Annotated in this window: 1 protein-coding gene; it reads left to right on the forward strand. The window is 75.7% G+C overall.

Annotation, left to right across the window (positions count from 1 at the left end):
* Nucleotides 1-2803, forward strand: a 2803-nt coding sequence (locus tag HG542_RS34025; protein WP_171088282.1) for an SDR family NAD(P)-dependent oxidoreductase, incomplete at both ends; no start/stop codon positions are given.

A 2803-nucleotide genomic window follows, 5' to 3' on the forward strand; every position in this document is an offset into this window, starting at 1 on the left:
CCCCGAGCGGCAGGCGATCACCACCGCCCTCGCCGAACTGCACGTGTACGGCATCTCCCCGGACTGGCAGGACTTCTTCCCCGGCGCCCACCGCGTCGACCTGCCCACCTACGCCTTCCAGCGCGAGCGCTACTGGCTGGAGGGGGAGGAGCTGGACGCCGCCGGCATCCCCGGCGACGCCATGGACTCCGGGTTCTGGGACACCGTCGAGCGGGAGGACGTGGAGTCCCTCGCCGCGACCCTGGGCGTCGGCGCGGACGATTCGCTGAGCGCCATCCTGCCCCGGCTGTCCGCGTGGCGGCGGCAGCGCCGCGAGCAGTCCGTGGTGGACGGCTGGCGGTACCACGTCACATGGAAGCCGCTCGGCGCGCTCCCCGAGGGCGGCGCGTCCGGGACCTGGCTGCTCGTGGTGGCCGGCGAGACCGAGTGGACCGCCTCGGTCCGTACCGCGCTCGGCGAGCGCGGCCTGGAGCTGGTGACGCTCGTCGCCGGACCGGACGCCGACCGCGCCTCGCTGGCCCGGGAGTTGACCGGTGCCGGCCCGGTGGCCGGTGTGCTGTCCCTGCTGGCCGAGGACGGCAGTGCCTCGGCCGGTCACCCCGACCTGTCGCGCGGCCTCGCCTCGACTCTCCTGCTCGTGCAGGCACTTGGCGACGCGGGCATCGAGGCGCCGCTGTGGTGCGCGACCCGGGGCGCAGTGGCCACCGGCCGCTCGGACCGCGTGGACCACCCCGTGCAGGCGCAGGTGTGGGGCTTCGGCCGGGCCGCCGCTCTCGAATACCCGCAGCGCTGGGGCGGTCTGCTCGACCTCCCCGAGCAGCTGGACGCCCGCACCGCGGCCCGTGTCGTCGCCGTCCTCGGCCAGTCGGCCGAGGACCAGGTCGCGGTGCGCGCCTCGGGCGTCTTCGGGCGCAGGCTGGTGCGGGCCGCCGCTGCCGCCGGCACCGAGCAGCAGTGGTCGCCGCGCGGCACCGTGCTGATCACCGGTGGCACCGGTGCGCTGGGCGGCCACGTCGCCCGCTGGCTCGCGGGCAACGGCGCCGAGCACCTGGTGCTCACCAGCCGCCGCGGCCCCGCCGCGCCGGGAGCCGCCGAACTCGTCGCCGAGCTGGAGCAGTTGGGCGCCACCGCCACCGTCGTGGCCTGCGACGCGGCCGACCGCGACGCCCTGCGGGCCGTGCTGGCCGCGCACCCCGTCAATGCCGTCGTCCACGCGGCAGGTGTCGGCGACCACGTGATGATCGCCGACACCGACCCGGCCGGGTTCGCCGGCACCGTCTCCGCGAAGGCCGCGGGCGCGACGTACCTGGACGAACTGCTGGCCGACCAGGAACTGGACGCGTTCGTCCTGTTCTCCTCCGGCGCCGGCATCTGGGGCGGCGCCGGCCAGAGCGCCTACTCGGCCGCCAACGCCTACCTGGACGCCCTCGCCGAGTACCGGCGGGCACGAGGGCGCACCGCGCTCGCCGTCTCCTGGGGCGGCTGGGCCGAGGGCGGCATGGCCGACGTCGGCGACGGCGAGGAGATGCTGCGCCGCCGCGGCCTGCCGCCCATGCAGCCCGCACTCGCGATCAGCGCGCTGGCACAGGCCCTGACCGCCGACGAAACCGCCCTGACCGTGGCCGACTTCGACTGGGAGCGGTTCATCGGACCGTTCACCGTCGCCCGCCCGAGCGCCCTGCTGTCCGACGTGCCCGAGGCGCGCCGCGCGCTGGAGGCCGGGCCCGCCGACGGCGCCGCGGCCGGCAACGCGCTGGCGGCGGAGCTGGCCGCGCTGCCCGCGGGCGAGCAGGAGCGCACGCTCGTGGACCTGGTCCGCACCCACGCCGCCGCCGTGCTCGGCCACGCCGGTGCCGCGGCGGTGGAGGCGGACCGGGCGTTCAAGGACCTCGGCTTCGACTCGCTCACCGCCGTCGAACTCCGCAACCGGCTCACCGCCGACACCGGTCTGAAGCTGCCCACCACGCTCGTCTTCGACTACCCCAACGCCACGGCCCTGGCCCTGTTCCTGCGTGCCGAACTGCTCGGCGCGCAGTCCGCCGCACTGCCGGCGGAGCGGACGGCCGGCGCCGACGAGCCGATCGCTATCGTGGCCATGAGCTGCCGCCTCCCCGGTGGCGTCGGCTCGCCCGAGGACCTGTGGCAGCTCGTGCTGTCCGGCGGGGACGCCATCTCCGGCTTCCCCGAGGACCGCGGCTGGGACGTCGAGGGCCTCTACGACCCCGACCCCGGCATCCCGGGCAAGACGTACGCGCGCGACGGCGGATTCCTCTACGACGCGGGCGACTTCGACGCCGCCCTGTTCGGCATCTCGCCGCGCGAGGCGCTGGCGATGGACCCGCAGCAGCGGCTGCTGCTGGAGACCACGTGGGAGGCCTTCGAGCGGGCGGGCATCGACCCGTCCTCGCTGAAGGGCAGCCGCACGGGTGTGTTCGTCGGCATGTCCTTCCAGGGCTACGGCGCCGGCCTGTCGCAGGTGCCCGAGGGCGTCGAGGGGCACCTGCTCACCGGCAGCGCCGCGAGCGTCGTCTCCGGGCGCGTGGCCTACTCGTTCGGCCTGGAGGGGCCCGCGGTCACCGTCGACACGGCGTGCTCGTCCTCCCTGGTCGCCCTGCACCTGGCCATCCAGTCGCTGCGCAACGGCGAGAGCACGATGGCCGTCGCGGGCGGTGTGAACGTCATGGCCGTACCGGCCGCGTTCGTGGAGTTCAGCCGGCAGCGCGGGCTTTCGCCGGACGGCCGGTGCAAGGCGTTCGGCGCAGGCGCGGACGGCACCGGCTGGGCCGAGGGCGCGGGCGTGGTG

Source organism: Streptomyces morookaense (genome assembly GCF_013030945.1).
Classification (GTDB): domain Bacteria; phylum Actinomycetota; class Actinomycetes; order Streptomycetales; family Streptomycetaceae; genus Streptomyces; species Streptomyces morookaensis.